Source organism: Bacillus sp. WC2507, assembly GCF_052656125.1.
This window is the reverse complement of record NZ_JBQXPN010000001.1, coordinates 2,848,513-2,874,118: the sequence shown is the minus strand read 5'-3', so window position 1 is coordinate 2,874,118 and position 25,606 is coordinate 2,848,513. Positions and strand designations below refer to the sequence as shown.

Annotated in this window: 24 protein-coding genes and 1 pseudogene; 8 read left to right on the top strand and 17 right to left on the bottom strand. The window is 32.3% G+C overall.

Translation table 11 applies throughout. The features are described from left to right. Positions 1 to 3: 3 nt before the first annotated feature. Positions 4 to 1,275: pseudogene (locus tag ACUN28_RS15350) on the bottom strand (helix-turn-helix domain-containing protein). A gap of 463 nt (positions 1,276 to 1,738) precedes the next feature. Between ACUN28_RS15350 and ACUN28_RS15345 the strand changes: the two are divergent. Then, entirely contained in the window at positions 1,739 to 1,942 is a 204-nt protein-coding gene (locus ACUN28_RS15345) for a hypothetical protein (protein WP_002189898.1), read from the top strand. A 77-nt stretch (positions 1,943 to 2,019) separates the two neighbouring features. Here ACUN28_RS15345 and ACUN28_RS15340 read toward each other — a convergent pair whose 3' ends face one another. After that, entirely contained in the window at positions 2,020 to 2,880 is an 861-nt protein-coding gene (locus tag ACUN28_RS15340; protein ID WP_016134736.1) for a DegV family protein, read from the bottom strand. Positions 2,881 to 3,105: 225 nt separating this feature from the next. Between ACUN28_RS15340 and ACUN28_RS15335 the strand changes: the two genes are divergently transcribed. Next, on the top strand, positions 3,106 to 3,546 hold the full coding sequence (locus tag ACUN28_RS15335) for a GNAT family N-acetyltransferase (protein WP_016087484.1): 441 nt from the start codon (positions 3,106 to 3,108) through the stop codon (positions 3,544 to 3,546). A 286-nt stretch (positions 3,547 to 3,832) separates the two neighbouring features. Here ACUN28_RS15335 and ACUN28_RS15330 read toward each other — a convergent pair whose 3' ends face one another. The 3 genes from ACUN28_RS15330 to ACUN28_RS15320 all read right to left on the bottom strand — a co-directional run bounded on the left by ACUN28_RS15330 (position 3,833) and on the right by ACUN28_RS15320 (position 7,131). Beyond that, the gene (locus ACUN28_RS15330) at positions 3,833 to 5,014 is read right to left on the bottom strand and encodes a BC_2427 family protein (RefSeq protein WP_445423400.1); all 1,182 of its coding nucleotides are present in this window, start codon (positions 5,012 to 5,014) and stop codon (positions 3,833 to 3,835) included. Between the two features lie 129 nt (positions 5,015 to 5,143). Beyond that, positions 5,144 to 5,839: a CsxC family protein gene (locus ACUN28_RS15325; RefSeq protein ID WP_016087482.1), complete on the bottom strand. Its 696-nt coding sequence runs from the start codon at positions 5,837 to 5,839 to the stop codon at positions 5,144 to 5,146. 521 nt (positions 5,840 to 6,360) lie between these two features. Beyond that, positions 6,361 to 7,131, bottom strand: a complete 771-nt coding sequence (locus ACUN28_RS15320; protein WP_016087481.1) for a GNAT family N-acetyltransferase — start codon at positions 7,129 to 7,131, stop codon at positions 6,361 to 6,363. A 290-nt stretch (positions 7,132 to 7,421) separates the two neighbouring features. Between ACUN28_RS15320 and ycaC the strand changes: the two genes are divergently transcribed. Further along, positions 7,422 to 8,057 (top strand): isochorismate family cysteine hydrolase YcaC, encoded by a 636-nt coding sequence (gene ycaC / locus ACUN28_RS15315; protein ID WP_016087480.1) that lies wholly within the window; start codon positions 7,422 to 7,424, stop codon positions 8,055 to 8,057. Between the two features lie 196 nt (positions 8,058 to 8,253). Here the strand turns inward: ycaC and ACUN28_RS15310 are convergent, their stop codons facing one another. Continuing rightward, positions 8,254 to 9,033, bottom strand: coding sequence for a BC_2878 family exosporium-associated protein (locus ACUN28_RS15310; protein ID WP_016087479.1), 780 nt, complete (start codon positions 9,031 to 9,033; stop codon positions 8,254 to 8,256). A gap of 253 nt (positions 9,034 to 9,286) precedes the next feature. Between ACUN28_RS15310 and ACUN28_RS15305 the strand changes: the two genes are divergently transcribed. Continuing rightward, positions 9,287 to 9,607 (top strand): hypothetical protein, encoded by a 321-nt coding sequence (locus ACUN28_RS15305; RefSeq protein WP_001062728.1) that lies wholly within the window; start codon positions 9,287 to 9,289, stop codon positions 9,605 to 9,607. 54 nt (positions 9,608 to 9,661) lie between these two features. Here the strand turns inward: ACUN28_RS15305 and ACUN28_RS15300 are convergent, their stop codons facing one another. The 5 genes from ACUN28_RS15300 to ACUN28_RS15280 form a co-directional block, all read right to left on the bottom strand. Further along, a complete protein-coding gene (locus ACUN28_RS15300; RefSeq protein WP_016087478.1) occupies positions 9,662 to 11,197 on the bottom strand; it encodes an MDR family MFS transporter in 1,536 nt (511 codons plus the stop codon). Between the two features lie 23 nt (positions 11,198 to 11,220). After that, a complete protein-coding gene (locus ACUN28_RS15295) occupies positions 11,221 to 11,928 on the bottom strand; it encodes a hypothetical protein (RefSeq protein ID WP_016087477.1) in 708 nt (235 codons plus the stop codon). An 18-nt stretch (positions 11,929 to 11,946) separates the two neighbouring features. Further along, entirely contained in the window at positions 11,947 to 12,657 is a 711-nt protein-coding gene (locus ACUN28_RS15290; protein WP_016087476.1) for a bactofilin family protein, read from the bottom strand. A 13-nt stretch (positions 12,658 to 12,670) separates the two neighbouring features. Beyond that, positions 12,671 to 13,294, bottom strand: a complete 624-nt coding sequence (locus ACUN28_RS15285; RefSeq protein WP_016087475.1) for a YhbD family protein — start codon at positions 13,292 to 13,294, stop codon at positions 12,671 to 12,673. 159 nt (positions 13,295 to 13,453) lie between these two features. Next, complete coding sequence (locus tag ACUN28_RS15280) at positions 13,454 to 15,190, bottom strand: ABC transporter substrate-binding protein (RefSeq protein ID WP_016087474.1); 1,737 nt, start codon at positions 15,188 to 15,190, stop codon at positions 13,454 to 13,456. 101 nt (positions 15,191 to 15,291) lie between these two features. Here ACUN28_RS15280 and ACUN28_RS15275 point away from each other — a divergent pair, with 101 nt between their 5' ends. Beyond that, positions 15,292 to 16,518: an MDR family MFS transporter gene (locus ACUN28_RS15275; protein WP_016087473.1), complete on the top strand. Its 1,227-nt coding sequence runs from the start codon at positions 15,292 to 15,294 to the stop codon at positions 16,516 to 16,518. Between the two features lie 79 nt (positions 16,519 to 16,597). Here the strand turns inward: ACUN28_RS15275 and ACUN28_RS15270 are convergent, their stop codons facing one another. From ACUN28_RS15270 to ACUN28_RS15260, 3 genes are all read right to left on the bottom strand, one after another. After that, positions 16,598 to 17,266, bottom strand: a complete 669-nt coding sequence (locus ACUN28_RS15270) for a YjgB family protein (protein WP_016087472.1) — start codon at positions 17,264 to 17,266, stop codon at positions 16,598 to 16,600. 28 nt (positions 17,267 to 17,294) lie between these two features. After that, the gene (locus tag ACUN28_RS15265) at positions 17,295 to 18,140 is read right to left on the bottom strand and encodes a DUF5700 domain-containing putative Zn-dependent protease (protein WP_016087471.1); all 846 of its coding nucleotides are present in this window, start codon (positions 18,138 to 18,140) and stop codon (positions 17,295 to 17,297) included. 681 nt (positions 18,141 to 18,821) lie between these two features. Further along, positions 18,822 to 19,643, bottom strand: a complete 822-nt coding sequence (locus ACUN28_RS15260; RefSeq protein WP_016087470.1) for a UTP--glucose-1-phosphate uridylyltransferase — start codon at positions 19,641 to 19,643, stop codon at positions 18,822 to 18,824. A gap of 194 nt (positions 19,644 to 19,837) precedes the next feature. On the opposite strand from ACUN28_RS15260, the gene ACUN28_RS15255 reads away from it, so the two are divergent. The 3 genes from ACUN28_RS15255 to ACUN28_RS15245 are packed head-to-tail and all read left to right on the top strand — an operon-like array spanning position 19,838 to position 23,271. Continuing rightward, entirely contained in the window at positions 19,838 to 21,127 is a 1,290-nt protein-coding gene (locus ACUN28_RS15255) for a UDP-glucose dehydrogenase family protein (RefSeq protein WP_016087469.1), read from the top strand. Then, complete coding sequence (locus ACUN28_RS15250) at positions 21,124 to 22,077, top strand: NAD-dependent epimerase/dehydratase family protein (protein WP_016087468.1); 954 nt, start codon at positions 21,124 to 21,126, stop codon at positions 22,075 to 22,077. The genes ACUN28_RS15255 and ACUN28_RS15250 overlap by 4 nt, the downstream gene beginning before the upstream one ends. Before the next feature lie 3 nt (positions 22,078 to 22,080). Further along, positions 22,081 to 23,271 (top strand): glycosyltransferase family 4 protein, encoded by a 1,191-nt coding sequence (locus ACUN28_RS15245; protein ID WP_016087467.1) that lies wholly within the window; start codon positions 22,081 to 22,083, stop codon positions 23,269 to 23,271. Between the two features lie 169 nt (positions 23,272 to 23,440). Here ACUN28_RS15245 and ACUN28_RS15240 read toward each other — a convergent pair whose 3' ends face one another. The 3 genes from ACUN28_RS15240 to cotS all read right to left on the bottom strand — a co-directional run bounded on the left by ACUN28_RS15240 (position 23,441) and on the right by cotS (position 25,606). Then, positions 23,441 to 24,025 carry an AAA family ATPase gene (locus ACUN28_RS15240; protein ID WP_445423399.1) on the bottom strand — a complete coding sequence of 195 codons (585 nt, stop codon included), beginning with the start codon at positions 24,023 to 24,025 and terminating at the stop codon, positions 23,441 to 23,443. Between the two features lie 82 nt (positions 24,026 to 24,107). Then, positions 24,108 to 24,545 (bottom strand): hypothetical protein, encoded by a 438-nt coding sequence (locus tag ACUN28_RS15235; protein WP_016087464.1) that lies wholly within the window; start codon positions 24,543 to 24,545, stop codon positions 24,108 to 24,110. Next, positions 24,542 to 25,606 (bottom strand): spore coat putative kinase CotS, encoded by a 1,065-nt coding sequence (gene cotS, locus ACUN28_RS15230; protein ID WP_016087463.1) that lies wholly within the window; start codon positions 25,604 to 25,606, stop codon positions 24,542 to 24,544. The genes ACUN28_RS15235 and cotS overlap by 4 nt, the downstream gene beginning before the upstream one ends.

Below are 25,606 nucleotides of genomic sequence, written 5' to 3'. Positions count from 1 at the left end.
TCTTTATAAATCCATTTTATTTTCAACTGATATTTTATAAAATTTCGCAGATAATTTATAAGAGCGATTTTCATTATAAAAGTTACCTAATTCATAGGATAATTCAGCAACTAAACGCTGTTGGTTTTTTTCTACTCCTACTTCAATTGCTTTTTGCATATTTTTTTCATATTCATAATAATCTCCACGTATTTTGAATACTTTAGCTTTCAAACCATATAGTTGGACATATGCAATTGGTACGTCATAAATCGATAAAAAATGAAATGCTTCATTCATAACTTTATTAACATTTTTCCAATCTTTAAGTTCTATGTAAATCTCCAACATGTTTCGTAACGCATAAACTTTTTGATCTTTCTGTGATAAAAATTCACTTAATTCCAAAGTTTTTTCGTAGTATTTAATGGCATTCGTATAGTCTTTCAAACCTTGATAAATTTTCCCGTAATCATAAGAAATTATAGGTAAATACTTTGAATCACCATTAATAGCCAAACTTTTTTCTACTTGCTGTAAAATTTCAAGTGCCTTTTCATATAACTCATCCATAATATACAATATTGCAAGCGTTAAAAGTGTATTTATTACGTTTTTCTGCATACCATTTTTTCTGTATACGTTGTAAGTTTTTAAGGCATACAAACGACTAATACTTTTATCTTTATAAAGCTCCTTATATACATGACATAAATTATAGTATATATGACCATGTTGTTCAGTTTCTTCTACACCAAGTAAACTCTCTGCCTGTACATAAATATCATGCGCAGCAATCTAGTCTTGTTTATTATAAAAATATAAACCTCGAGCTTTTAAGTAATAAATATAATCTTCTGGATCTTGTAGTTCGACCTGACTTGGTATCATTTGCGAAGCTTGATCTATAAGCGACTTTACATGCAAAACGTTTTTTTGTCGGGCATGATAGTATATAAGTACCCCATATACCTTTAATAATAAAGGGATTGAATCCACTTCACGAACGTATAATTCTAACAAAGATAATTCAGCTTCAGTTATAATTTTATCTTTTTTATATTTATTACATATTTCAAGAATAGTAAGCTTTATCTCCTCGTAATTGCCATCTATGAGAAAATCGCAATCAACAACCAGCTTCTTAGAAACTTGTTTTAAAAAAGAAGATGATGGTTTGATTTTCCCACTCTCAATTCTACTTAAATAGGTTACTGAGCATATTTCTGATACGAGCTCCACCTGTGTCAATCCTTTCTGCATACGAACTTGCCGAATACGTTCCCCTATTTCCATCTTTTTCTCTCCCTAATTAACCTTTTCATGCTTTTTACTAATTAAGTCATTATGTATCTACATATTTTTCATACTAAATAAAATATACAATTTCACAAATGTAAAAAAATGTATCATTCATTTTAATTTTACATTCATATTATGATTATTACTAGATAGCTTGTTAAATTTAATGGTTTAAATTTAAGGTTTTTGCCCACTTTTTTCATACAATTTTACTACTTGTTATTAACAAGGACAGCGCCATATACTTGAATTACGATAAACTTAATGAAAAGGATTTAACTACATGTAAACTATCATTCTTAAAATAGATCGAATGGTTAATTATATTTACCTAGTACATGGAAGACATCTATTGTAAATGAAAATAAATTAAGTGAGCTCAATAGATGAATTATCAATATCACATCCTAGAAATTAGTTTATCGAATTATTTAGTAAATATGAAAGGATGACAAATATGATTGTAAAAACAAAAAAAGATTCAACACGAAAAATGGCAAGATATGTTGGAGGCGCTGCTACTCTTTTATTGCTAGCATCCTTCCTTTATCAGTGGAACAATGGTTTAGTAGTTGATGATACTGAAACATTTGGTTTCATACTAGCCTTCACTGGTTTCCTATCTACCTTCATACCTACTAAAAAGAAAGTTACTAACTAATATAAAATTACATATTTTTCATCCGCATAAAACAATTATATTAGAATTAAAAAAGGATTGATCAAAAGATCAATCCTTTACTCTACTTCATTTAAGAAAAATAACGTTATAACGCCAGGTCCTGTATGTGCTCCAATTGCTGCACCAATTGTATTTACGATAAACACTTCACAGCCAAATCTATCCGTAATTAATACTTTTAATGCTTCAGCTGTTTCTAAGTCGTCACCATGAGTCATAGCGATTGTTTGACCTTTAAGGTCTTTTCCGCGCTCTTCCATAATATCTACAATTCGGCCAAGGACTTTCTTTTTCCCACGTACCTTTTCAAGTGGTACAAGCTTTCCTTCTTCTACGTTTAAGATCGGCTTAATGTTTAGTAACCCACCGATAAAACCTGCTACTTTACTTAAACGTCCACCTCTAACAAGGTACTGCAAGTCAGCTACAGTGAAGATATGTTCCATATGATTCATTAGAAAATCAACACGTTTTAAAATATCTTCTTTTGATGCGCCGTCTTTCGCCATTTTAGCAGCTTCTAAAACGACAAGCCCTTGACCAAGCGAAGCACATTTTGTATCGATAATTTCTAAATCTAAATCAGCATAAGTTTCTTTCACTTCTTCTTTAATAACAACTGACGATTGATATGTACCAGACAGTTCAGATGAAAAAGCTAAATATATACAAGGATTACCTTCTTTTGCATAAGAAACAAATTTTTCTTGGAAAGTTTCAAGTGAAGGCAATGACGTTCTATAAACTGCGCCTTCTCTCATTTTTTGCAATAATGTAACTGACTCTAATGTAACTCCATCTAAATACTCTGTTTCTGCTTCATCATATACACGGAGTGGAATTAAATCAATATCATATGCTTGCAGCAATTCTACCGGTAAATCCGCCGCACTATCCGTAATGATTTTAACACCCATTTTTAAACCTCTATTCTGTTATAAATATAAAAAATATAAAATAAAAATAGTACTTTTAAATTATATACGTAAAACTTAAATGAAGAAAGGAAAAGACTTTATATTGTATGCACTATTCTTCAAAACTTGAACAGTAATTGGAAATCATGCGATTCCAACTACTTTTTTCCTGATATTATATTCAATATAATGAAAATAACGCAAGTTTTCCAAAGGAGGATGCATATGAGTATTCAACTAGCTACATCTAATGACCTAGAATGGATTAATAATCAATATGAATCGATAGGATTTGTACAAAGTGATTTAGAGAGAGATAAAGTTGCAATCATTACATACAACAATGAGTATGCAGGTGTTGGACGATTAGTCCAACTAGATGAAAATACTTTAGAAATGGGTGGGATTTTTATTCTCCCTCAATTTAGAGGTCTACAATTAGCTAAGAAACTTGTTTCATTCTTAGTACAGACTGCGAAAGCATTAGAAATACAAAACGTATTTTGTATTCCTTTTGAAGAACTAGAAAGTTTTTATAAAACATATGGCTTTATTGATGTTGATATGACGAAAGAAGTTGTCCATCCAATTATTCTAAAAAAATATAATTGGTGTTTAGAAAATTATGATAAACATGTATTACTATTCAAGTTGAGAGTCTTGTAAAAAAGAAGTGAATACACTTTATTTTACACATCAGTTTATAGCAAGTAATTATCAATTTTTTTATTAAATTCTTAAATCAAACCACATATAATCCAAATTTTATGTCTGTTTTTAATAAGTGTTAGTAAGTTTGTTTTCAAACATGTTAGCACTTATTTTTTCATAGACCTAAATAGATTCATATAATAAAGTAACTATCCCCGTTAGCAAAAATTAGTCTTCATAAATATTACACTGAATTTATTGAGGGAAAACCATTTGTAGCATTTAGGGAATATATTCATTTTTATTTCATTCGTACTTGTACTTCCTGTTCTTGTATTACTTGAACGACTAATTCCAGTACAATATTTTGCATTAATTGATACATATTATTATGAAATGTACTTTGTTCTGATATGTATTCAATACATTGATAAATATAGCCTTCTACAAATAAGCTCCCTTTTTCAACTGTAAATGTATTTTGTCCATTTTTTATTACTTTTGGCACTAAGAATTCAGTTTTTGTCAAAACAATCTCCTGTTCCACCTCTTTTATTCCTATGACTTTTTCTTTAAATACAACTTTTTCTCGTAAAATAATTTCACCTTTATATTTTCCTATTTCTATTGGTAGCTTGGCTGTTATAACATTATTTACTTCTCCTTCATTTTTACCCTCTAATATTATGCTATGTATAGGGGTCCATGAAGATGTCTCTACCTTATTCTCTTCAATATTCCCTATGACTTTTTTATTATATAATTCCATAAGCACTCTCTTTTCATGAAGATTAAAAGAAACTATTTCACAATAAGCCTCCGAATGATACTGTTGTACTGTAGTTAATAACTTAGAATCTAATTCACGCCTACCTACATCTTTTTCATTTTGAAAAACAAACGCTTCTTGATTTTTTATGTTTATTTTTGGAAACACTTTAAAACTAGACACTTCAGAAATAATAGAAAATGGTGTTTTCACTACCATTGAACGCACTGATGGTTCTATTTGTGATTCAGATGTTGCATTTTCTTTCTTTACTTCAGATACTTCCTTTTCTTTCTTTACTTTAGATACTTCTTCTTCTTTCTTTACTTCAGATACTTCTTCTTCTTTCTTTACTTCAGATACTTCCTCTTCTTTCTTTACTTCAGATACTTCTTCTTCTTTCTTTACTTCAGATACTTCTTCTTCTTTCTTTACTTCAGATACTTCTTCTTCTTTCTTTACTTCAGATACTTCTTCTTCTTTCTTTACTTCAGATACTTCTTCTTCTTTCTTTACTTCAGATACTTCTTCTTCTTTCTTTACTTCAGATACTTCCTCTTCTTTCTTTACTTCAGATACTTCTTCTTCTTTCTTTACTTCAGATACTTCTTCTTCTTTCTTTACTATTCTTTCTCGTGAATTATCTTGTTTATTCAGATTTTTATACTTGTGAATTTCATCCCATAGCACCTTACCAATCCATGGCTTATTCATCACCATCCCCCCATCTAATAAAATTCAGGAAAATATGTTATTTTACACGTATTCATTTTCATCATTATATATGTTTTATAATAATAAAAAAGACATTGTCTTTTTATCAAAGACAATGCTTTTTTAGTTTTATACTTGTACTTGTTGTACTTGTAAAACTTTTAAAGTAAGATCCAGTACAATTTTTTCACGAAGAGTATCAAATGGTTCGTTTAGGTCTGTTGGACAAGGTGAAAAGTCTAATTCAAAAAATTGAGCGCTGACTAATTCGCAATACGGTTGTTCATTATAAAAAACTGTATTTTCGAAGAAGTATTTGTCTAAACGTGGTAGATCACCATTTTTAGGATTAATAAAATGAGAAGTAGTATCTGAGGAAGCAGCCACTATAGCCTGTGATAGAAAATCACCAGCTGTTAAATCAGCAAAACCAGAAAATGGAACATTAGCAATGCGGTCATATAGCACTCCATTACACTCGTCATTTGCATATTCAATGTTTTTACGAATATATCCTTGTACAAATAACTTTGCTCTTGTAACTCGGCGGTAAGGTGTACCTGGTACTGGAGTAAATGCTACAGGAACTAACTTACATTGTGTTAAAAATGCATTTTTTAAGATTCGTTTAATTTCAACTGCTGGAGGATCTAATGAAATATCAGATTCTACAACAATTTGAATCGTTCTTTCTGCTAATACAACTGGTATTTTTACAATTGGTGCTCCTGGAGTAGTAATTGGCGTTGCAGGTGCATCACTTAATGGTGTTTGAGTTTGTCCTGCTACCTGACATGGTACATTAATTGGGCATTGTTCACTCATATTTTATAATCTCCTTTATAAAAAAATTAGAGTTTTTTAACTCTCTTTACTGTATATGTACTTTTTCTATTAATGCGTGGGTTTGTATCATAGTCACTTTTATCATTTGCAAATAAAGATTGTATTCTATCTTTAATATTCAAATACACACAGTTTAATATAATTAGTTTTTATGAATACTTACCTATTTAAAAAATTCTTAACTATTATCGCGGAAAAATACCATAATATGTTGATTAAGTTCAATAGTAAAAAGGATAACCATATTTTCGAAGAAACTTTCAAAAATCTATTCTTAAATTTATTAAGACAAATAAAATTAATTTTGTTAATTTCTTCATTCCATAATATCTATGCAACAGCAAATTAATATTGGATGCACCTTATTGTTAAAAAATAAAAACCGACTTTTTCAAGTCGATTTTTATACCCAATTTGTAATTTTAAAAAAGAGTAATTAACACGAATTTTATAGGATTTTCTAGACTTTTTCTGTTGTACAATTGTACAAATTCATTCATTTACCTATTATCCACAAAATAAGCATCATACGCCTTATCAAAAACATATCCTAGCTTTTCTGCTAGTTTAGCAGACGTAGTATTCGCTGCATCCCAATTTGGATATATCCCTTTTTCTAAACAATCCAAGATTAACGCCGCACTAACTATAGTTGCTAACCCTTTTCTTCTATGATTGTGATCAGTCGCCACTTCAATTTCAATGCCATTATCATAAATACTATACGATGATGCTCCACATACAACTTCATCTTTATATAAAATGCTATAACCTATACCTCGGTTTATATAATCTTCCATCGTTTGAAATTGACTTGTAAAATCTTCAGAGACCTTATGTAATGTGGGAATATTTACGATATGTTCATCTATTTTTTGTAACTCGTATCCTTTTGGAAGCGCTGATATGAAAGATTGTAATTTTGAATGATTAAAAACTTCTGCATTCCGTTTGAATTTATAGCGTAAAAACTTATCTATTTTTCTTTCATAACATGTTTCTAAACGCTTTTTCCACTCTTCACTATTTACGATTACTAACATTCTATCAGGAATGTTACGTACTAATTCTTCAGTTTCTTTCGCATTCGAATCACCAGCGTAAAATGTAAAGATCCCTACCGTAACTTGCGCTACTGTTGGATTTTCAAGATCATTTACCCAAGCAGTACCCATATGTCCTTGTAAATAAGAAAGTAAAACAACGTTATTGAAATCTTCGAACATAGTAACTAATTTTTCTCTTGTATGTATATTCGCTTCATATATCATTTACATTCCTGCTTTCTTTAGAATCAATGTACCCCTACTTTTTTCATAAGTCCTTTTATTCTACATATAAGCAAATGTCTACTAAAATCCATATAATTATAAATTATTCATAAATATAAAATTATTATAACATCTAATCAAAAAAGTGAAATTTTCTTTTTCAATTTTAAAACATACATCTTTACATCTAAATAAAGCCTATTTATTGAAAAACTTTTTCACATATACCAAACTCATCTAAATAACTGTAAGATTAATTTATAAATAGACTTTTTAAGGGGGATTATAAAATGTCTGATTTCTATTCTCGTCTTTCAAAAAGTGATGCCGCTGTTCTTCTAGTGGATCATCAAACTGGGCTTATTTCTAGCCTAGTGCGTGACTATGGTGTTGATGAGTTCAAAAACAATGTTTTAGCACTTGCTAACACCGCTAAGTTTTTTGATTTACCGGTTATTTTAACAACTAGCTTCGAAGATGGTCCTAATGGCCCACTCATGCAAGAATTAATTGAATTTTTTCCAAATGCGCCTAAAATAGCGCGTCCTGGACAAATTAACGCATGGGACAATGATGAATTTGTAGAAGCTATTGAAGCAACAGGGAAAAAACAACTAATAATCGCTGGCGTAGTTACTGATGTTTGTGTTGCATTCCCAGCGCTATCTGCTGTAAATGCAGGGTATGAAGTGTTTGTTGCAACTGATGCATCTGGAACTTTTAATAAACAAGTCGCTGATGCCGCTCTTATGCGTATGGCTCATGGAGGAGTCCAACTAATGAATTGGTTTAGCGTTGCAGCTGAATTACAGCGTGACTGGCGAAATGATGTTGAAGGCTTTGGAGCTTTACTAGCTAAGCATCTTCCAAGTTATCAAAATATCATCGGAAGCTATATGGGAGCTCAAAAAGAATTTAGTAAATAACACAATCATTAATTAATCTTGATAAAGGTTACCAACAACTATTTACATAGTTAAAAAGGGCTACTTCAATAGTCCTTTTCTTATTTACTTTACTAACATTCATATTAACAAAGCTATTTTTTTCGTTAATACAATCCAATTCGTATATGTAAAAACCCCTCATTATTTTGCATGAGGGTTAATCAATCTAAATACGTTATATCTCTTTCTTAGAAGTAAAGGATTCTGTAGCACCATTTTTATATATTTTAGTCAACTTAATTACTGACTTGTACGTATTATTGTCATTTATTATCATCTTTCTCATCTCTTCTATTTCAACATTACCTGTTCCACTCTCGATTTTCAAACAGTTCGATATGTTAAGGTATCCACTCGATGCGAAAAGAATAATAAACGTAAGATCAGGGAAATTAATGAATAGTATTCCAAACTTTAATGGATTCGTAGCCGTATCAGATATAACTAATCGAAAGTTTAATAGTTCAGGCACTTGAACAAAATCTTTAGAAACTATCGCTTCACCTATTATAGTAATTTGCTTTACGACATTCCCAAGTTCATCTATAAATTCAGTACAACTAGGTGCATCAATTGTTTTTGCTTGCAGTGATAAATTCAATTCTGGATTGTGAAAGTCAAAAAAGAGTGTACTTCCCTCGGTTAAACATTTCGGACAAACATTTCCAAGTAAACTAAAATCCTCTTCAATAAATTTAACTTTCGTTTTACAACTACAAACTTTTCCTATTCGAATTGCATCAATCCTAGAGCAATCTACAAAAGTAACCTCATTGTCCTCTTGTACGAAGGATACGATACCATTCCTCTTATTAAATGAAAGAAAATAAGATACAACAATTTCGTTTCCGGCGATTACAATACTCTCAACTTTTGTAAAAGGCTCTAGACTTCGTAAAAATTCACAAATACTATTTTGGCAGCATTGATAATTTCGTTTCGGCTCACAACCCACTTACACTCCATCCCTTCCCTATATGTTTTATCTAATACATATAATATGAACGGAGTATAAAAAAGCTTGGACAATATAACTTTAACTCAGGAATATAGGTACTTACTTATCACATTAATAATGAAATTACGCCAATAATGAGTAATAGCACATAAATTTCCCTATAAATACATATAACAATTTCATCTTTCATGAAAAAAACGTTATAATAAGGTGTAGCCTCTACGATTACGTTATAAAGGAGAATAAAACAATGGCTAAAATTAAAGTATACCAAGCAAAAGAAGAAAATATGGATGCAGTAAAGAACATCATTGATGTTGAGGAACAAAACCCAACTGCTGAAAACTTACAAAATCTATATGCATGTGTATTAGAAACAGAAGATATGGCATTGCCTGAATCATACATTGAAGAAGATATCTTAATTGATTCTATGGAAGTGATGGTTAACGCTTCTCAAAACAAACTAAGAGACTTAGGTGCATACGATGTAATCGAAGTTCAAAACAAAGGTAAGAAAACACAAATTTTATTATTAGCAGACGAAGAATACGAAATTATCGAAGGCTAATCTAAATCCGTACATACGAAAAAGCTCCTTTCCAATTGGAAAGGAGCTTTTTCATTACGCTTTTGATGTTTCACTCTTTTTATTCGTTTGTTTTTTCTTAATTACCATACGCTCATTTCCCATAAAGAAAATAAATATGAATGCTAGACCTGCTGGTACTAATGCCCACATAAATGTTTGAACAATGGAGCTAGAAAGAGCGTCAATAATTTTATCTAATATTTGCGGTGGGATTTGAGATCTTGCCGATTCTGATAGAATAGCTCTTGAATCTCCTAAAGCGTTTGTATTCATTCCTCCGCTCATACCTTTAAAAGCTTCTTCTAATTGATCTTGGAAACCTGTTCTTTGAATCATTCCGAAGATTGTAATACCTAGTGTCATTCCTAATGAACGAATGAAATTACTCGTTGAAGTTGCAGATCCACGCTGTTCCATACCGAAGTTGTGAATAGCTGCCATACTTAGTACAGAGAATGAGAAACCTACTCCAAATCCAATGATAATCATATAAACCGTTAATAATATTCGACTTGTTTCTGGCGTTAATGTGCTTAATAAGAATAGTCCAATTAGCATAATAACAGCAGAAATAATCATAATGTTTCGGTAGCTAAGCTTCGTCGTTAAAAATCCACCTAACTGCGCTGTTACGACTGATCCTAACATCATCGGTAAAAGTAATAATCCCGAATTTGTTGCGCTACCGCCATATACACCTTGAATAAATAACGGAATATATACAGTTGCGGACATAAACGCAGCGCCGTAACATAATGCAATAATGGTACTCATTCCGAATAAACGTTGTTTAAACATTTCAAATGAAATGATTGGTTCTTCTACTTTACGTTCAATAAAAATAAATGCAATAATTAAAATAGCGAATCCGCCAAATAAACTTAAAATAAAGCTAGAATCCCAGTCATACTTTTGTCCACCAAGTTCGAGCGCAAACATTAACGAAACTACTGCACCAACTAAAGTAATTGCGCCAAACCAATCAATTTTTTGCTTTCTATGAACTCGTGACTCTTTATAAAAGAATGTAATAAAAATAAGTGCTAAAACGCCAAGCGGTAAGTTAATATAAAACACCCAGTGCCAACTAATATAATCCGTAATATATGCGCCAAGTAATGGCCCGAAAATACTTGATAAACCAAATACTGCTCCGAATAGTCCACCCATTTTCCCACGCTTTTCAGGAGGGAAAATATCAAAAACGATAGTAAACGCGATCGGCACTAATGCCCCGCCCCCAATACCTTGAATGGCACGGTAAATACCTAACTGTGTAATATTTTCAGCAGTACCACAAAGTGCCGAACCAATCATAAAGACGATTAATCCAAAAATAAAGAATCTCTTTCTACCATACATATCTGATAGTTTACCGAAAATCGGCATACCCGCCATTTCTGCGACCATATAGGCAGAAACGACCCATACAAAGTTTTCAAGGCCTCCTAAGTCACCAACAATCGTTCCCATCGCTGTTACGACAATGGTATTATCCATTGATGCCATTAAAATACCTAGCAATAAGCCCGCCACAACAAATCCAAGCTTATTATTCTTCTCAACCATAACCGTGCTCTCCCTCGTACTACTTATATTTGTTTATGTTCTTTTACGACTGCATTACCCTTTTGATTAAAACTAGTATGATATTCTACAACACTAATTTCACAACCAGGGCCAATTGTAACGTTGTTTCCTCTCACTACTTCAGCAATCGTATGTTCTAAATATATATCATCTCCTTCAACAATTGAAGTTTGGAGGTTTCCAACATGACTAATAAAAGGAAGAAATCTCGCTTTTTTACGAATCGTAATTTTTTTACCACCAATTTCTCTTACCTTACTTCCTTCATAGCGAAGTGAGATTTGAATATTTTCAGCATTTAGTAATCCATCACTTTCAAGACCACCAGTTAATGATAAATGTTCTACTTCAATATCTCCCTTCACATTTAAGGCACCTTTTACATCGACAAAATCACCTGAAAACTTTCCTGCAATATCTATCATACCTCTAACTTTTGTTTTTTCAATATGTGCATCACCATAAATTTGTGTATTACCATATACTTTTACATATTCCGCATCTACATTTCCTTGTACTTCGCTATCTCCATACACAACATAATTTTTCACTTTCATATCACCGCGTACATCACTCGTGCCATATGTTTTAAATTCATTACAACTCATATCATTCGTAATTGTTCCTTCACCGCGAATCTTCACTTTATTATAATCTCCGCCTGCTGAATTACCGGAACCATTTACTGTGAGACTATGTAGATGTTCCATATTACTTACTCCCTCCCATTAAACCTGCTTAATTTCTTTTACATTTGCGCTTTTATCAACGGTAAGCACACCGGTATATTCAATGAGTTCAATCTCACAGTTCGGTCCTACTGTAACATTATTTCCTCTTACCGTTCTTATGTGAGCATAATCAATATCGATATTGTCACCTTCAAGCAGCTCAGCTTCTAACTGCAAGCCAAATACTGTTTTAAATAGCCTACTAAATGTACCTAATCTATGTCTTACTTTAATCGTTTGACCACCAATTTCTTTCGCTCGACATGTACCGTGAATATTAATATTTATTTCATCTGCGCTTAATAATCCGCCAATTGTAAATTGTCCTTCTGAAGAAAAAGTATCTACTTCACAATTACCGTCAATTGTCGCTTGACCATTGACTTTAAATTCTTCACCAGTGACATTTCCACCTATCGTACCTTTTCCTGCAATTTTCAAACTGTTTGCCTTTACATTTTGCGTAATTGTTGCTTTTCCATCAATTCGCATCGTTTCAGCATGAACTGTGCCATCGACTTTACCTGATCCGCTAATTCGCGCACTACTACTTTTCAAATCGCCTGTAACTGCACCGTAACCGTTACATTCAAATTGCTCACATTCAACATTTCCATGCACAGTTCCTTTTCCGTTTAATTGCACTTTATGAAACTCGCCGCCATTCGATGAACCGTAACCATTTATAATCAAATTATCTGTACGCATACTTTTTCCTCCACTACAACAGTTTCTTTTTTAATGCTTCTGTATATTTCATAATCGCTTCGCTTAAAACGATTTTGGTGCCTTTTTCAAAAATTAAATCGTCCACGTTTGAAACTAATAAACATGTAGAAATCCCTAACTTTCGGACAATGATTAAGTCACAAGTTTTATGTTTAATTGCTTCATAATTTTCACGTAAAACTTGCAAGACCATTTTTCCTTCTTCTAAACTAATCTCTCCCGATTGTAGTAATTCTTCTAACATGTACACATAAAGAATATCTACAAATTGAAACTCTGTTGTTTTATTCGTTTGTTCTATGAAGAATTGTAGAACTGTTTCTGATGCAATCCCCTTAAGTAAAATGTCTTCCTTTGTTAAAAGAATTTCTCTCACACTCGGTGAAAACATATTCGCTAGTTCATCAAGTGATAGATCCTCTTTCATCGTTTGGATTTTATCAATACGCTCTAATATCTTTTCTTTCGGAAAAAATGTCTCTTGACCCGTGAATGTTGACTTTCGTACAAACCAATCTTCCGGTATTAAATTTTTTCTTTTCCACCTATATAACTGTCCGTATGAAATACCAGTTAGTTCTAATAAATCTTTTTTTGAAATTAAATCTGTACTCAACTGTATAACACTCCTTCCTGATAACAATGTAACATAACACTGTTACGCTGTAAATACCCTTTTACCATAAGTAGCGTAACAATGTGTAAAACAAACCTGTTTCACACAAAAAAATAGGGTTCTCACGCATCCTATAAAATACGTAAAAACCCTTATATATCAACATGTAAACCATATCTCATAAAAATCAATCCACCCTTGTGAATTAATCATTATATTTTGTACTTTTTCGTGAGAAGTTACTTGTTGTTTGTTACGGTATAAAGGAATAATATGAATTTGACGTAACAAAGTGTCTTCAATATTGCGTAACAATGTAACTCTATTCTCTAAATCTTCTTCTTTAAAATAAGGGGAGAACTTTTTATGAAAGTCCATGCTGCTTTGCCCATGAATAAAACTATTTTTTGTAAGAAACATATATAGCAGACTATCTTCTATTCGTTCGCTAATTGTTGCACTATCATGCATCATATCAGCCTTTTGTATCGTACTGATTTCCAATAACTCTTCAACTTCAAGAAAATTAGTTTCTACACGAATCCCGTACTTCGCACACTCTTTCTGTATCCATTGTGCATCTTCTACATGATCTTGTCCTGTAAATGTGTAGAGTTGTAGCACTTCATGATGATACATACTCCTTTTCACTAAGCATTCTATCTCTTCCTTAATCTCTACTTTTCTTTCATTTGCTAATATTAGTTTTTTTGCCACTTCTCCACGTTCTCCGCCGAGTTCTTGAACAATTCTATCGCCATCAATGATTTTATGTAGTGCCTTTCGAAACAGCTCATCTTGCATTGGTCCTTCTTTTACAAGATTGCACGTTACATATGTCACGTTCGATTCAAGCCGAGACAACTCTTTATTAGGCTTTTCTTTATCTTTATATTGCGCCTTTACTAACACGTCATACGTATTTACATTTTTCTCTACATTCATTAGTTCAATTCGGTCAAGAAAAGGTCTTTCACGATAATATAAATCATGCACTTCTAATACAAATAATTGTACATTTTTCTCGCGTAATATAAAAGGTCCTGTACCAATAAAGTTTCCTGCTTCATCTTCATTTACGATAGAACACTGTTCTGCACTTAGCATATGTAAAAACATCCTATTTTCCGTATGTAATTGAATTTCAACAACAAATTCATCCACTGCACGGACATTTTCAACATGTTGCAACATCCATGCGTGTGGGTTGTTTTCCGCTTTCATAAATCGATTCAATGAATGTATAACATCATGTGCGGTAAGTCGTTTTCTATTATGAAGATGAACGCCTTTTCTTAAATAAAATGTCCAAACCTTTTCAGCGTCATTATATTGCCAGTGAAAAGCAAGTCTTGGCTCTATACAATTTGTTTCCTCATTCACATATACGAGTGTATCAAAAATATGTTTAACCATATGACATTCTGAGCGCATCGTAGCGTAGACCGGATCTAAAGCGATGTCTAGATTCATTTGTACTTGCAACCGAAGTACATCTTTTCTTCCTTCAGGTGTCCTTTCTATTTTATGACCAAATATTGAATCTACCCAAGCTTCATACTCTTTCTTTACTGATGGAAATTGTGAGCTGTATCGTTCCACAAATGAGATTCCACTTTTCACATCCCCTTTTTTCGTTAGTTCTTTTCCTCTGTCTAAAATTAATTTCATCGGTTGCTTTTGAAATATTAATTTAGAGCGATTCCCTCTCCCGCGCCCTGGAAACCAAGTGATCCAATGTAACTCTTCTAATTTTTTTATAATTAATTTACTATTACGCTCCGTACAAAATAATATTTCTGCTATCATTTGTACTGTTACTTCTAATTGCTCTCCTTCTTTTTTCCCTTTCCCATAGGCAACCCATAGTTCAATGTATTGATCTAAAATAAACATCATATTCCCCCTAAAAGGTGAAAAATATTCCCTATTCTTTTTACCCTTTTTCCAATTCTCCTTTCATCTTATCATTTCAATATAGAAAGGAGGAAATAATATTGAACAATCTCTTTTTACATTACAATAAACCAATCATCATTAGACTGTGCGGTGAATTATTAACTCGAACAACAGAATCCATGTTAGCTATCATTATGATTATTTATGTTAATAAGATGCTAAACGGCAATATTATGATGACTATGCTTATTTTCGGATTACAACCGCTTTCGGACATTATATTTACACTTATTGCTGGAAGAATGACTGATAAATATGGGCGAAAGAAAATTATGTTACTCGGCTTATTGCTACAAAGTGTTGCAATCGGCAGCTTCATCTTTGCTCAATCCGTTTTTATATTTGCTTTGTTATATGTCATAAATGGGGTTGGCCGTTCCTTATATATTCCTGCTCAACGTGCACAAATAGCTGATTTAACAAAACAAAATCAGCAAGCAGAAATCTTCTCGCTTCTGCAAACGATGGGAGCAATAGGTACCCTAATCGGCCCTTTAATCGGTACTATTTTTTATAAGACTCACCCTGAATATGTATTTACAGTGCAAAGCATTGTACTTATAGTATATGCAGTCGTTGTTTGGACGCAGCTTCCAGAAACCGCTCCGGCAATGACGACACCAACGCAAAAGCTTGAAGTATCATCTCCAAAACAATTTGTACACAAACATTACGCCGTATTTGGACTTATGGTTTCTACACTTCCTATTAGCTTTTTTTATGCACAAACTGAGACGAATTATCTTATTTTCGTGAAACATACTTTTACGGATTTCGAACTCATACTCGTTTTTATTTCAACATGCAAAGCTATTATGGAAATCTTTCTGCAAGTTTTCCTCGTGAAATGGTCTGAACGATTTTCCATGGCGAAAATCATCATTATTTCTTATGCCTGCTATACAGTAGCTGCACTTGGCTACGGGCTTTCAGCAACAATCGCGTCACTATTTTTCACATTACTCTTTTTAGTCATCGGTGGAAGTATTGCTTTAAACCATTTACTTCGATTCGTTTCAGAAATCGCTCCTTCAGATAAACGTGGATTGTATTTTTCAATTTACGGGTTACATTGGGATATATCTCGAACGTGCGGTCCTGTTATTGGTGCGGTTTTATTAAGCAAACTAAACGGCAGTATGCTATTTTATATTTGTGCTTGTTTCTTAATAATTGGGGGCATTATTCAGGCTCTTTTTGTTCAAAATTTAGAGCGTAATAAAATAAAAAAAGACATTTCAGAGCATACTCCTCATGTTTTATAGGCTGCTTTGCTCATCCTTTTAACAGTAAAAAGAAGGCTATCACAAAAGTCTTGATGACCTTTGGTGATAGCCTTCTTTATTACCCTGCCATTTTATTTATACTATCCTCTGGCGAAAATACCGAAATATGATTTACCTTATCAGTCGATTTTGGAATAATGAATTTTAACTCAAACTGATTGTTTACTTTATATACATATATTTTATCTTCCCCATTTACTTTAACTGAAGCTGGTTTTCCTAATGCTTTCTCTATTTCTTGTAATGTAATTGATTTTAGTTCTGCATGATAGGAGCGTACATCAAAAACTTGTGATCCTTTATTAAAACCGAAGGAAACATTTTTATTTGTAAAAGTTGCGTACATTCCGTTACCTGCTTGTTCCGTTGTATCTGCTTTCCCCCAAGTTTTTTCTATTTCTTCAATATCTCCTGTATGTGCTGCGAACGGAACGTTAGGTACTTTTCCTTCTTTCGCTAGTTCGAACAAATCTTTAACGTGGTTAATTGATTTTTGATTTATTACTGTATCTTTGGTGCTTGAATCTGTGTTTGGTTTTGTTGATCTTTCATTATTTGATTTTGCATCAGGTTCTTTCTTTTCTTCAGTAGAATTATTCTGTTCGTTTTTACTATTTTCCGATGTTTGGTTTGTTTCTTTTTTTTCGTCTGTCCCTTTACATGCTGCTAATGCAACTATGCATGTAAAAGCGAGAAATAACATACTTATCTTTACATACACTTTCATACATTTCAGCCCCTTATTATAATCTTATTTATTTCGATAACCAATTTATTACACTACTTTTTAAATTGTGTTTGTTCCAAAAAGTAAATACTTCACTCTCACCCAATGTTTGTACAACATATTCTACAAAAGCTGTTCCTAAAAAATAACCGAGTCGGTTGTATCCAAAATACTGTCCGCCAGATAACCGAAACCACTCTTTCTCTTTTTCAAACGTCCATCCTTCTATATAATCTTCCAAAAAACGATTCTTTATTTGTTTTTCATTTTCTATATAACATTGTAACCAACGTTCTCCATCATTGTTATATGAGTAATACACTGATTCATTTAAACCTTTCATAATTTGCTTTGATAAATAGGTTGCAACACCTTCGCGATACAAATTAACTGTCGCATCGGCCCACTCAGCTTTCCCCCAGTCCATTCCATCATTTTGTAACATAACATTATGATATATATGTCCTATTTCGTGAGCGACAATAACGCGAAGATGATTCGAATCTGGAGATAATTTTTCTGCCGCAAAAAATATATCTCCAATAATTTCTCTCTCTACAAATGCATTAGAGCCAAATCCTCCAACGAATATATGATATGTTAAGTCTATATTAAAACCAAATTGGATGTAATAACCCTTACTAACCTCTTGAATAATTCGTGGTAAAGTTTCCGAAATAATATGTATATCTTCTAGTTTTGCTAGATATTTTTCAATCGCACTACAAAGACGCTCTTCCGTCTTAGGGCAGTGAAATTTAAAATACTCTTTAAATATTTCTGGGTACCTATTATAATATTTATTCAAGTCACATAATCCTATATCATTGCTTTCCAAAAGCTTTAAAAAGCTTGGAATTGTATTGTTAATCATCTTATTCATCCCCTTGTGTATACCTTCTTTCCTTATTTATTACATTCCTTCTACTTTAACTTATAAATAACGGTCACCAAATTCACTTTAAATAAAAAAATGAAAGATGTCGCTACACAAAAAAGTTCTTTATTAAATAATAGTATAAAAACCACATTTTAATAAAAAACTTTTACATTACATCGTTATATACAATTATTAAAATTATTTTTTGCACGGTATGCAGTAGAAAATAAATTTGTTTTTCTGAATACAAATTGATATTTCGCTTCATTTCTGTACTATTAAAGATGTTAATAAGCATATAATCCACATAAAAATTTTTCTAATTTCTTTTATCGTACTAAATAATACAAATGACCTACATTAGTTTATTTGCTTCTTAGAAAACGAATTTTTTCTATTCATATTACGCAAGAAAGTGAAAAATTAAAGGAGAAGTTTTGAAATTCAATCCTACTCTCAAAAATCAAAATCATACCTATTTAAAATACATCCAAATTATGATATTTTTATATTACTAAAAATTAGACAAATCTCCACCCATCCCTCTTCAATCAGTTAAATCTTTTATTATTTTTTAACACTAGCAATGTTGAATTCATCAAGACCATTGTCCTACTAAAACTACTTTAACTAGATTTTTTTAAGTTCAAGTGTATTGGGAAGGTTTTCAACATATCAATTCATGTTTGCTCTATTTTTTGCATGTATAAAATTAAGAAGTTGTATATAATCATTTTCTTGTCCAATATCAAATCTTTTTCCATCAATAATTTTGCCATACACGTTCTTTGTCTTAAGTAAAGACTCTATTGCGTCAGTTAGTTGATACTCACCTCCGTGCCCAGGCTCAATCTTTTTTAACACTTGAAATATATTTGGCGTAAAAATATACCGTCCGACAACAGCAAGATTAGATGGAGGATTTACTTTCGGTTTTTCAACAATATTTGTAATCTGAATATAGTCTTCTTTAACACTATCTCCTTTAACAATTCCGTATCTATCCAAATCTTCAACTGGTACAGTATGGATACCTAACACACTACTTTTTGTCTCTTCGTATACCTTGATTAGTTGATTTAAGGGGGTTTCTTTATTAGAAATTATGATATCATCTGGCAAAAGCACTGCAAAGGGATGCTTACCAATAAATGTTTCTCCTAATTTTATTGCCTCACCAAGTCCTTTCGCATACGGTTGCCTTACATAATGAATTTGTATATTAGGGATATTATATTTTTTTAATAACTCCACCTTTTGTTCCCTTTCTAAAAATGCCTCTAGTTCTAATGAATAATCAAAGTAATCAACTATTAAGTTCTTTCTACTTGAAAGAATGATTAATATTTGTTCAATCCCTGATTTCACAGCTTCTTCTACAATATAATGAATTGCAGGTTTATTACCTATTGGAAACATTTCTTTCGGAACTACCTTTGTAATAGGAAGGCTTCTTGTACCATAACCAGCAGCTGGAATGATCGCTTTTTTTATCATTTCCCTTTCTCCCCCTTCTTCTACATGCTTTCAATACTATATTCAGGAAACCCCTTAACCGCGCATCACAAATTTAAAAAAGGCTCCTATCTTACATCGACTGTATGAATAGGCCTTTTCCTATGTCACCATTTTAACTTGTCCGCTAATATACTGTAAAAACTAGTATTAACTATAGAAAGGTGACTTGCCGTATGAATATATGTATTATAGGATCTGGTTATGTTGGACTCACATCAGCAGCAGTTTTAGCCGATTTGGGGCATTCTATTATTTGTGTCGATAAAGATCATAATAAAATCCAAGCTCTTCAGAACGGAGAATGCCCAATTTACGAACCAGGTTTAAAAGAACTTATTCAAAAGAATCGAAAACAACTAAAATTCCAGCATGATATTAGTCTAGCTATACAACAATCATCAGTTATTTTTATCGCTGTAGGAACTCCTTCTACCCCCAGTGGAAAGACAGATTTAAAATATTTATACTCTGTTATTGATTTATTAGTTCCAACAATAACAGAGTATAAAACAATTATTACCAAAAGTACAATTCCACCTGGAACGAATCAACATTTATATGAAATGCTCATCAAAAATGGTGTACCTTCATTTCTATTTAATATTGTTTCTAACCCAGAATTTCTCCGTGAAGGATCTGCTGTTCAAGATATGCTTTTTCCAGATCGAACTATTATTGGTATCCAAAAAAATGATACAACGTCATTAAAAGTTATGCAGAACATATATGAAAAGATTAATGCTCCATTCATTTGTACGGGCTTAAGAGAGGCGGAATTAATTAAATATGCAGCCAATGCATTTTTAGCTACAAAAATATCCTTTATAAATGAAATCGCCCGAATTTGTGACGCGTATCACATTGATGTTAATGAAGTAGCAAATGGAATTGGCTACGATTTTCGAATTAATCCCCATTTCCTTCAGGCAGGAATGGGATATGGAGGATCGTGTTTTCCAAAAGATTTACATTCACTCATATATACTGCAAATGATAAACAGATAACAGTTCCTATTTTACAAGCTGTACAATCCATTAATTCTACACAGATTGACCTCTATATTGAAAAAATTAAAAATGTCATAAAAGTACAATCTTCAAATAAAGTAACTATTTTAGGAATTTCCTTCAAACCAAACACTGATGATATTCGTAGTTCACTCGCTGTAAAACTTCTTGAAAAATTACTTCCTCTTGGTTACAACCTTCATGCGTATGATCCAAAAGCATCTCTTCCTCCACATTTGAAAAAACAAGTTTTTCAACATAATAACCTACAATCCTCAATAACAAATTCTGATTGTATAGTTCTTGCCACAGAATGGGACGAATTTAAAAAAATTAATTGGCAACAAGTGAAACAATTAATGAAAGGATGCACAATTGTGGATGGACGAAATTGTATTGATAAAGATGAAATAGAGCAGTGCGGTTTACACTATATAGGAGTTGGTCGCTCATGAAAATACTTGTAACAGGAGCCGCCGGTTTTATTGGTTCTCATTTATGTCAAGCATTACTTGAAAATAAGTCATATCATGTAGTGGCTATTGATCACTTTATTGGCCCTACCCCACAGACTTTAAAAACAGATAATATTCGGACCCTCCAAAAGAATCCACGATTTCAATTCATTAGAGAAAATATATTAACTGCAGATTTAACCAGCCTTTTAAAAGATGTGAAAATCGTATATCATCTAGCTGCTATTCCTGGTGTAAGAACAAGTTGGGGAAAAGATTTCCATCCTTATGTAACCAATAATATACTTGCTACACAATATTTACTTGAAGCATGTAAAGAGATAAAGTTAGAGAAATTCATTCATATATCAACATCTTCTGTTTATGGAGAAAAATTTGGGAGAGTTTCTGAAGACTTACTACCCAATCCACTTTCTCCGTATGGTGTCACAAAATTAAGTAGTGAACACCTATGCCATATTTATCACAAAAATTTTCATATACCAATTGTGATTTTAAGATATTTTACTGTTTACGGACCTAGACAACGACCGGACATGGCATTCCACAGATTAATTAAACAAATACTAAAAAATAAACCTCTCACAATATTTGGTGACGGCACACAAACACGTGATTTTACCTATATCGATGACTGTATACGAGGAACCATTGCTGCTTTAGAGACAAGCGAAGATATAATAGGAGAAGTTATAAATATCGGTGGAACAGAACGATCTTCCGTTTTGAATATCATTTCTACACTAGAAAAAATATCAGGTAAATCAGCAAATAAAATTTTTCTAAAATCAATTCCTGGCGAACCAAAACAAACATGGGCAGATATATCTAAAGCTAATAAATTGTTGCAATATCGTCCTGTTGTTTCTTTAACTAATGGATTGGAAGCAGAATATAAGTATATAAAACAACTCTATAAAGGAGATTAGTTCATGAAAATTGCATATATATGTACTGAAAAATTACCTTCTCCAGCAATTAAAGGTGGTGCAATTCAAATGATGATTGATGGAGTATCACCCTATATATCACAAGAATTTGAACTTACTATTTTCTCCATTTCAGACCCAAGTCTTCCAGAACAATCAACACATGATAATATTCATTACGTGTATTTCCCCCAAATAAATTATGAACAGAATATTATCAAGGCACTTCAATCCAATACCTTTGATATTATACACGTTTTTAATCGCCCCAAAAATATTCCCTTATATCAACAAGCTTCTCCAGACAGTAAATTTGTATTAGGCCTTCATAACGATATGCTTGCTGAACACAAAATATCCATTCCTGAAGGCAACTTCATTACTGAAATAGTTACAGCTATCGTTACTGTTAGTAACTATATTAAAGAAACAGTAATTGAAAGATTCCCACAAGCTGAACATAAAATTTCGGTTGTTTACTCTGGTGTAAACATAAAAACATCTCCTCCAATTTGGACGCGCAAAGGACAAGAAATTAGAAATGAATTTCGTAAAAAATACTCTATCCAAGATAAAAAGGTGATTCTATTTGTTGGGAGATTGACCAAAAATAAGGGACCAGATATACTCATCCATGCCATGAAAGAGATTGTTAAAGTCCATAAAGATGCGGTACTCGTTATAGTTGGAGGTAAATGGTTTAGTGATAACAGAGTAAATAAATATATAAAAAAATTGCATAAACTCGCTAAACCTATTAAAGAACACGTAATTTTCACTAAATTCATACCAGCGGATCAAATTCATAATATTTTTTTAATGGGAGATATTTTTGTTTGTAGCTCGCAATGGCATGAGCCATTAGCACGTGTGCATTACGAATCAATGGCTGCTGGAATCCCCATTATTACAACAAACCGTGGTGGAAATGCAGAAGTTATAACGGACGAACATAACGGCTGTTTAATTGAAGAATATAATAATCCAAAAGAGTTTTCTAGGCTTATCCAAGCTTTGTTATCTCAACCAGAATTCGCAAAATTGATGGCTCAAAATGGCAGGCAGATAGTTGAAAAAAACTTTACATTTAAGCATACAGCTAATAAGTTAAAACAAGTATATAATCAAGTGACAATACAAAAAAAACAACCTGTAGAAAATATCCTGCGTCCAATTAAAATTCATTTTATATAAAATGAGACTTTAAACAATGTTTTCCTGCTTATTTTCAGTTGTACTACTTGAAATTTTACAGGATGTGGGATGAAATTGAACTTATTGATGGATACATTTAGTATTTTTATTCCATAAAATAAACAAGAATATAATACAAATCCCCCCTAAGATAAAGGGGGGATTTGTATTATGCGTCGTCCTCTTCGTCCTCTTCGTCTTCTTCGTCTTCTTCGTCTTCTTCGTCTTCTTCGTCTTCTTCTTCGTCTTCTTCATCTTCTTCATCTTCTTCATCTTCTTCATCTTCTTCGTCTTCTTCGTCTTCTTCGTCTTCTTCGTCTTCTTCGTCTTCTTCGTCTTCTTCGTCTTCTTCGTCTTCTTCGTCTTCGTCTTCTTCGTCTTCGTCTTCTTCGTCTTCTTCATCTTCTTCATCTTCTTCATCTTCTTCATCTTCTTCGTCTTCTTCGTCTTCTTCGTCTTCTTCGTCTTCTTCGTCTTCTTCGTCTTCTTCGTCTTCTTCGTCTTCTTCGTCTTCTTCGTCTTCTTCGTCTTCTTCGTCTTCGTCTTCTTCGTCTTCTTCGTCTTCTTCGTCTTCTTCAGTAAAGGTTATTTCTGTTTCATCAACATATTGAACTTCTACTTCTATACCAGTATGTGCACCAGATTGAATTACTTCAGCCAAGAGTTTTAATACCTCTTGTATTTCTTGATCAGAATTAATACTGAAGCCATTCTCAAAATCTATTTTTATTTTTACTCTTTTTACATCAGCCATTTACATAACTCCTTCCTTATTTGATTTATATTTAAAATATGCTAGAAAGTATAAAATGATTGTTGTAATTGCGGACTTTTCATTATTCTTTTCCCTTGAAAGGCTTTAAAATTTCAGCTATCCATGGTCTTTTTAATGGATCATTAGGAGTAACAATTTTTATTTTAATTTTTGGTTTTTCTGGCTCAGTAGTAATTGACTCCAATTGTACGGATTCCTCTTCAACGATTTGAATATCTTCATCATAGATTCCATCATCAATTTTCCTAACTAGTGTGTCTGTTTTACTACTTATTGTTTCTAACTCTAGTAATCCTACTGTCGGTAACTCTACTAACTCTATATTTTGAATGATCGCTAAGTTCTCTAATATAGATGATTCATCAAGTACAATGTCTTTTTGTTTCTCTAATGTTTGCTCATACTCTGACATTTCCCATCCCATCGGTCCTGGTGGAGAAAACATAAATTTTTCTAAATCTAAAATAGGTATGACTATTTCTTCTGGTTCTAAATTCATTTTCTTCCCCCTCCACTCTTATTCTTGATTTCACCATAAACATCTGAAAATCGAGATAAAAATCCCTCCTTAGAATCTTCAAGTGCGATTATATTTTGTAATGCCCAAATATATTTTTCATCAGACCAAGAACGCTTTTGCCCTAAATAATATTTATGTGCAATTGAACATAATAAATGAGGAAACGTTAAATCCGTCCAAAGTATGCGATATTGTTTTTCAGTTAACTGATTTTCTGAATCGTAAGCACTCAGCATATGAATTACTAAATCAACATCCCAAACTGACATTTTTTTCATCACTTTATTTAAAATAATACGCAAATCTCTTACTGGTAAATCATTTGTAATAGAATGTAACTCCTTCATAAAAATAGCATCATCTATTTCCTCAAATCTTGCCAATGTAAAGTCTTGTTGACAAAAACTTTTAGATGCAATTACTTGCTTTGTCCATTCATTATAAAATGGTTCATCAATATCTTGTAATGCCCTTTGGGCACGGACTATCATTTTATCAACATATTCTAAAAACATTTTCGAAAACACATCATTAGGATAAGATTGTGCAATTCTTTTGTTCCCTTCTAATTCTTGCAATTTCCATCTATATAACTTATGCCATTTTCCTAATCGACTTCTCATTTTACTTTCTGGATGCGGAATATATCCTTCTGATGCTTGATGAAACCTACCTGCATATATAAGCACTTTTTCCAATTGCTCTTTATTATAATAAATCACTTCTTTTCCTTGATGTTTATCATATAATACATATGCATACTCATCCGCTCCAATACAATATCCCCCCCTTTTTGTTTGATGCATTTTTGTAATTGGCAACCCTTTTTGAAAAAGATGTAAATGTGCTCCCGCAATAAATAACATTCTTTTCGGTTTCATATGTGCTTGTTTTAATATTTTTAACCCTGCATTTGTCTCCACTTCCCAAACAGTTCTTCCGCTTCTACTTGATTGTAGAATAATATTATTTACCTCAAATGGATAAAAACTAAGAATTCTATTTAAATGTTCTTTCTCTAATCCAGCTATTTCTTCCAA